9 protein-coding genes and 1 tRNA gene are annotated in these 6,393 nt (G+C 68.6%); 5 read left to right on the top strand and 5 right to left on the bottom strand.

Annotated features, from left to right (window positions below; genetic code table 11):
- Positions 1-12: 12 nt before the first annotated feature.
- From H4N64_RS18900 to H4N64_RS18910, 4 genes are all read left to right on the top strand, one after another.
- Positions 13-1,215 (top strand): FG-GAP and VCBS repeat-containing protein, encoded by a 1,203-nt coding sequence (locus tag H4N64_RS18900; RefSeq protein WP_336246730.1) that lies wholly within the window; start codon positions 13-15, stop codon positions 1,213-1,215.
- Entirely contained in the window at positions 1,197-1,346 is a 150-nt protein-coding gene (locus tag H4N64_RS46375; RefSeq protein WP_336246731.1) for a hypothetical protein, read from the top strand. Before H4N64_RS18900 ends, H4N64_RS46375 begins: the two co-directional genes overlap by 19 nt.
- Before the next feature lie 89 nt (positions 1,347-1,435).
- Positions 1,436-2,407, top strand: coding sequence for a Yip1 family protein (locus H4N64_RS18905; RefSeq protein WP_186283525.1), 972 nt, complete (start codon positions 1,436-1,438; stop codon positions 2,405-2,407).
- Between the two features lie 194 nt (positions 2,408-2,601).
- A complete protein-coding gene (locus H4N64_RS18910; RefSeq protein WP_186283541.1) occupies positions 2,602-2,928 on the top strand; it encodes a GYD domain-containing protein in 327 nt (108 codons plus the stop codon).
- A 3-nt stretch (positions 2,929-2,931) separates the two neighbouring features.
- On the opposite strand, the gene H4N64_RS18915 is transcribed toward H4N64_RS18910, so the two are convergent.
- A complete protein-coding gene (locus tag H4N64_RS18915) occupies positions 2,932-3,444 on the bottom strand; it encodes a phosphoribosyltransferase (RefSeq protein WP_186283526.1) in 513 nt (170 codons plus the stop codon).
- Between the two features lie 2 nt (positions 3,445-3,446).
- Positions 3,447-4,022, bottom strand: coding sequence for a dCTP deaminase (gene dcd / locus H4N64_RS18920; protein ID WP_186283527.1), 576 nt, complete (start codon positions 4,020-4,022; stop codon positions 3,447-3,449).
- A gap of 548 nt (positions 4,023-4,570) precedes the next feature.
- Here dcd and H4N64_RS18925 point away from each other — a divergent pair.
- A tRNA-Gly gene (locus H4N64_RS18925) sits at positions 4,571-4,644 on the top strand.
- A 49-nt stretch (positions 4,645-4,693) separates the two neighbouring features.
- On the opposite strand, the gene H4N64_RS18930 is transcribed toward H4N64_RS18925, so the two are convergent.
- The 3 genes from H4N64_RS18930 to H4N64_RS18940 all read right to left on the bottom strand — a co-directional run.
- Positions 4,694-5,887 carry a tyrosine-type recombinase/integrase gene (locus tag H4N64_RS18930; protein WP_186283528.1) on the bottom strand — a complete coding sequence of 398 codons (1,194 nt, stop codon included), beginning with the start codon at positions 5,885-5,887 and terminating at the stop codon, positions 4,694-4,696.
- A complete protein-coding gene (locus tag H4N64_RS18935) occupies positions 5,887-6,102 on the bottom strand; it encodes an excisionase family DNA-binding protein (protein ID WP_186283529.1) in 216 nt (71 codons plus the stop codon). The genes H4N64_RS18930 and H4N64_RS18935 overlap by 1 nt, the downstream gene beginning before the upstream one ends.
- The coding region (locus tag H4N64_RS18940; protein ID WP_336246732.1) for a replication initiator at positions 6,099-6,393 on the bottom strand (295 nt) is incomplete at its 5' end. The genes H4N64_RS18940 and H4N64_RS18935, both read right to left, overlap by 4 nt.

A 6,393-nucleotide genomic window follows, 5' to 3' on the forward strand; every position in this document is an offset into this window, starting at 1 on the left:
GAGACCTCCGTGATGACCCGACGCACCGCCGCCGCACTCGCCGCCGCACTCCTCGCGACCGGCGTCACCCCGCTGTTCCTCACCACCCCCGCCTCGGCGGCGGTCGCCAAGCACTACGACGACTTCAACGGCGACGGCCACCGCGACCTGGCGTACGGCGGCTACAACGGCGTCGGCCAGGCCGGCGGCACCGTCACCGTCGTCTACGGCACCGCGAGCGGCCTCGACACCGCGCACCCGCAGGCCATCCACCAGGACACCGCCGGCATTCCCGGAACGGACGAGGAGGACGACCAGTTCGGCGCCTCCCTCGCCAGCGCCGACCTCAACAAGGACGGATACGCGGACCTGGTCGTCGGCAACCCCACCGAGCACGTGGGCAGCCAGCGGTACCGCGGCTCGGTGACCATCGTCTGGGGGTCAGCCTCCGGCCTGTCCGGCGGCACCGACGTGGCCCCGAGGACGGGCGCGCAGAGCCAGTTCGGCAGTGACCTCGCCACCGGCGACTTCACCGGCGACGGCTCCCCCGACCTCGCGGTGGTCGGCGGCGGCGAGACCTGGCTGTACCGCGGCGGCTTCACCAAGTCCGGTTCCACCGGCACCGTCAGCGAGATCGACAAGGAGGGCGCGGGCTGGTACTCGTACGGCCTCGCCGTCGGCAAGGTCAACGGCGACGGCAAGACCGACCTCGTCATCCTCGGCGAGCAGTTCGTGAACAACCAGCCGGTTCAGCGCGCCTGGTTCCTCAAGGGCGCCTCCGGCGGCCTGACGTCGGGCGCCTCCAAGACGGTCACCGCCACGAACGCCGCGATCGGCGACTTCGACAAGGACGGCTACGGCGACATCGCCTTCGGCAGGCCCGACTCCACCGACGGCAAGGGCTCGGTCCTCGTCTGGCGCGGCACCTCCTCGGGCCCGAGCGGCTCGACGACGTACAACCAGGCCAGCTCCGGTGTCTCCGGCAGCCCGGAGCAGGACGACAACTTCGGGTACGCCGTCTCGGCGGGCGACGTCAACGGCGACGGATACGCGGACCTCGCGGTCGGCGTCCCGCACGAGGACGTCAGCGGCAAGGAGGACCAGGGCGGGTGCACCTGTTCCACGGCGGCTCCGGCGGCCTGTCGGGCCTGCGCTCCGCCTGGATCCCGCAGACCGTCTCCGGGCCCGCGGACTCCCACGTCTCCTTCGGCTACACCGTGCGACTGCGCGACCTGACCAAGGACGGCAAGGCCGACCTGGGCATCGGCGCGGCCGGTACGTCGCTGGTCCTGCGCGGCGCCACCGGAACCCCGACGGCCACGGGCGCCTTCATCCTGCCGGAGTTCGGCGGCTCCTTCGCGGACTGAGCCCCCTCTCCGAAGAGCGGCCGACCGGGCCGGCAGATGCTGGGTTGAGCCCCGTGTCCCGGAATCAACCCCCAATCCCCCCTTAGGGGATGTCACAGCTCGGCAGCAAAGCCGGGCCCGGACACCCGGGCCCGGCACGTCACTCTCCGGGACCAGGTACGTTCGAAGACGTGGCTGGATTCAGGATCGGACGCGGCGGCCGGGACAACCGGACCCCGCAAGCGCGACCGCAACAACCTCCGTACGGGCAGCAGGGGCCGTCGCAGGGCTATCCCCCGCCGCCGCAGCAGCCGTACAACGGCGGCTACGGCGGTCAGGGCAATGGCTACGGCGGCCAGGGGGGCGGCTACGGCGGTCAGGGCGAGCCGGAGTACTTCGGCGACGGCGCACACCACCCGCCGGCCCCGGACCCGTACGCGGCGAACAACCCTGGCCACACCCAGGCGTTCTCCGTCCACGAGGACCCCTACAACCAGGGCCAGACCTACCACGCGGGCGCGGCCCCGGCGGCTCCCATCGGCCCCCGCCTGCACTGGAAGGACCTCCTGAGGGGCATCGTCCTGTCCCCCGCCAGGACCTTCCTCCAGATGCGGGACTACGCGATGTGGGGCCCCGCCCTGATCGTGACGTTCCTCTACGGTCTGCTCGCGGTCTTCGGCTTCGACGGCGCCCGAGAGGACGCGATCAGCGCGACCCTGTCGAACGCGGTCCCGATCGTCCTGAGCACAGCGGTCGCCATGGTCCTCTCCTCCTTCATCCTGGGCGTGGTCACCCACACCCTGGCCCGCCAGCTCGGCGGCGACGGCGCCTGGCAGCCGACGGTCGGCCTCTCGATGCTGATCATGTCCGTGACGGACACCCCCCGCCTGGTCGTGGCCATGTTCCTCGGCGGCGACGCGACCTTCGTCCAGCTCCTCGGCTGGGCCACATGGGTAGCGGCCGGCACCCTCCTGACCATGATGGTCAGCCGCTCCCACGACCTGCCCTGGCCAAAGGCACTGGGCGCGTCGGCGATCCAGCTGGTGGCCCTGCTGTCGATCGTGAAGCTGGGCACGTTCTAGGGGTACAGGGGTACCAGGGGTACAAAAAGGGGGCTCCGGGCGACACACGCCGGGAGCCCCTGTTTCTTGCTCCCGCAGTGCCCATGCCGGTCATCATCCCCGGCCATCCGCGGCCATCCGGGGGATACGCGGGCGGCCTCGTGGCGTTACCCACCCCGCGGGGGCATCCCTTGATGGGACGAAAGGGAGACATGATGCCGCTGTATCTATCGAGGTTCAGCTACACGCCGGAGACCTGGGCGAGACTCATCAGCCACCCCGAGGACCGCGCAAAGGCCGCTGAGTCGTACATCGAGTCCGTCGGCGGCAAGCTCCACGGCTTCTGGTACGCGTTCGGCACCCGCGACGGCTACAACCTGTGGGAGGCCCCCGACAACGTCTCCATGGCCGCGGTCGCCCTGGCGATCAGCGGAGGCGGCGCGCTCAGCTCGTTCGAGACGACCGTTCTCCTGACCGTCGACGAAACCATGGATGCCCTGCGCAGAGCCGGGGAGGTCCAGTACCGGGCTCCCGGCGCGTAGCGGTCAGGAAAGGGCTTCCTTGTTCTCCCTCGGCGCCTCGCCCGACCTGCTTACCGGAGGCAACACACTCCACGGGAAGTTGATCCAGTCATCCGTCCGCTTCCACACGTACTCGCACTTCACGAGGGAGTGGGACTTCTCGTAGATGACGGCGGTGCGTACCTCGGCGACGTGGTCGAGGCAGAAGTCGTGCACCAGCTTGAGCGTCTTGCCGGTGTCGGCGACGTCGTCGGTGATCAGGACCTTCTTGTCGGAGAAGTCGATGACGTTGGGGACGGGAGCGAGCATGACGGGCATTTCCAGGGTCGTCCCCACCCCGGTGTAGAACTCGACGTTGACGAGATGGATGTTCTTGCAGTCGAGGGCGTAGGCGAGCCCGCCTGCGACGAAGACACCACCACGGGCTATGGAGAGCACGATGTCGGGCTCGTACCCGTCGTCGGCGATGGTCTGGGCGAGCTCGCGGATGGCGACGCCGAACCCCTCGTAGGTCAGGTTCTCCCGTACGTCGCTCATGCTCACACCTGGGTCCGATGGAAGTTGAGGTAGGACCGGGAGGCGGTCGGTCCGCGCTGCCCCTGGTACCGGGAGCCGTACCGCTCGCTGCCGTAGGGGAACGCGGCGGGCGAGCTGAGCCGGAACATGCACAGCTGCCCGATCTTCATGCCGGGCCAGAGCTTGATGGGGAGCGTGGCGAGGTTGCTGAGCTCCAGGGTGACGTGCCCGGAGAATCCGGGGTCGATGAACCCGGCGGTGGAGTGGGTGACCAGCCCGAGCCGTCCGAGGGAGGACTTGCCCTCGAGCCGGGAGGCAAGGTCATCGGGCAGGGAGATGACCTCGTACGTCGATGCGAGCACGAACTCCCCGGGATGGAGGATGAACGGCTCATCGCCCTCGGGCTCCACGAGCCGGGTGAGGTCGGCCTGCTCGACGGAGGGGTCGATATGGGGGTACCGGTGATTCTCGAACACCCGGAAATACCGGTCGAGCCGTACGTCGATGCTGGACGGCTGCACCATGGATTCGTCGTAGGGATCGATCCGTACCCGTCCGGCGTCGATCTCGGCCCGGATGTCCTTGTCTGAGAGAAGCACGTCCCGAGGATACGCAAGGCGCGCGGACCGACCGAATCGGACGGCACCGCGCGCCTGCGCTCACGCTCTGTTGCTACGGCCTGCTACCGCCAGCCACCGCTGGCTACGGCTTGCTACCGCTTCTCCAACGCCACCGGCACGACGCTGCGAAGCCGGGCACAGCGCGGACATCGGACCAGCCGTCCGGGACCGAGCCGCTCGGCCTGCTGCATCGGGAACGAAGCGGTGCTGAACACGTGCCCATCGGCACAACGGACGACGGTGCGCTCCATCAAGTCCTTTGAGTCCCTTCCCCAAGAGCCGCACCCGGCTGCTGCCCGCCGGGCGAAGAAAGGCCACATTACGGGATTAAAGGGACGGCCCTCCAGGCGGCACTCCGGCCCCCCCCCCAGACCCTCTCCCACGCCTCCACCGTACGCCCCAACTCCGGCCTCCCGCAGCCGTATCCCACCCCTGAAACACGGTCAGACCCCGCGGTCCGAGCACCGGGGGTCTGCGATGGGGTACAGTGAGCGAGCATTCGACACCGATTCCGATCGGCGTCTTACGCGGGTGTAGTTTAATGGTAGAACATCAGCTTCCCAAGCTGAGAGCGCGAGTTCGATTCTCGTCACCCGCTCCATGGATAAGGCCCAGGTCATCGACCCGGGCCTTTTTGCTGTGTGCGGTGATCACTCGCCGCGTGCCAGATTCGTGCCAGAACGTTGATCGCCTGGATCATCAGCGTCTTGTTCTGGCACGGCCGCAGCTTCCTGGCGTGCCTTGCGTACGGTCGCATCGAGACCGGCTGCAACTTCCTGCTGTCGGTCGTCGTCGGAGTGCTGATAGATCAGCGCCGCTTTCTCGGAGGACTGGCCGGCGCGGACCATCGTGTCCTTGAGGGTGGCTCCCGAGCGGGTCGAGAGCGTGTGTCCGGTGTGACGAAGGTCGTAGAAGCGGAAGCCCTCGGGGACGCCGACGACGGTACGGGCCTTGCGCCACTTCCGGCCGAAGGAGCTGCGTCGGAAGGGGGCGCCCTTCTCTCCAAGGAAGACCAGCCCGTCGGGGCCCCTGCCCGCGAACAGCTCCATATGAATGCGGAGCTCCGGACGCAGGAACTCGGGAAGGTAGACGGTCCGAGTACCGGCTTCGGACTTGGTGTCGCCAGGGGTGCGGCGGCCGTTCGTCCGCTCTGGCTCAGCGATGCGAACCGTGATCTTCAGGGCCTCGACGTCGACATCCCGGCGGCGGAGGCCGGCCAGCTCCTCGGGGCGGAGTGGGCCGTAGGCGCCGAGGTAGACCATGAGACGCCAGCGCGGGCCGAGCTGATCGGCGAGGGCATCGACCTGGGCGACGGTGGCGATGCGACGTTCGGCCGCCTTCTCCTTTCCGGCTCCCTTGATCCGGCACGGGTTGCGCTTGATCAGGTCGTCGTCCACGGCCGTCTCCATGACGCTTTTCAGGAGGCGGTACGCCTTGGCGGTCGTGGTCTTCGCCTTGGTCGTACGGAGGCGTTCAGCGCGCCACTCGCGGACGAGGGGCGCGGTGATCTCGTCGAGGTCCGATTCGCCGAAGGTGGGAAGGATGTGGTCGTCCAGGAGGTAGTGGTACAGGTCCTCGCTCAGGACTGAGAGCTCCCGCTCTTCCACCCACTTCTCCGCGTAGACCTTGAAGTTGACCGACCCCGCATCCGGGTCTCGCCAGTCTCCGCGTCGGATCTCGGTCTGCTTCTCGGCGAGCCAGTCGTCAGCGTCCGCTGTCGTGGCGAAGGTTTCCGGCGCTGGGCGCATGACACTGTCAGGCCCTGGATAGCGCGCCTGATAGCGGCCGGACGGAAGCCGTCTGATCGCGCCGAAGCGACGACGCCTGCCCTTGCTGTTGGCCATCAGGCAGCCCTCCCGAAGCGTGTACGGGGGCGCCTCAGCGGCTCGACCGTGCGGGCCTGGATGAACTCGGCGACCGCGCTTTCGGGGATGCGCACATGCCTGCCGACCTTCACGTATCGGATGCGCCGTTCCTCGATCAGTCGCCGGGGGAAGCGGGTGGTCGTGCCGAGCAGCTCGGCGACCTGGTCGACGGACAGGTAGCGGTCGGTCGTCATGCGGTCGGTTCCCCTTCCGTTCCGGGGGCGGGTTCGAGGGTTGCGGCAAGCCAGGTCTCGGCAGCGCTGAGGCCCGTACCGGCGAACACCCAGTGGGCGAGGACGAGCGTGGTTTCGCCGTCATGCGTGGCAGGCGGAGCCATCTGGGCGCGGCGCCAGTCGGCGCGGGCGGTGCGCAGGGCGCCGAGGGTGGTGGAGTAGCGGCGGGACTTGGTGGAGAAGTGGCCGCGGAAGCCGAGCATGTGAGCCCAGGCGCGCAGGCGGAGGTGTTCCAGCTCTTTGCGCGCACCG

Origin of the sequence: Streptomyces cupreus (genome assembly GCF_014257025.1) — a bacterium.
Taxonomy (GTDB): domain Bacteria; phylum Actinomycetota; class Actinomycetes; order Streptomycetales; family Streptomycetaceae; genus Streptomyces; species Streptomyces cupreus.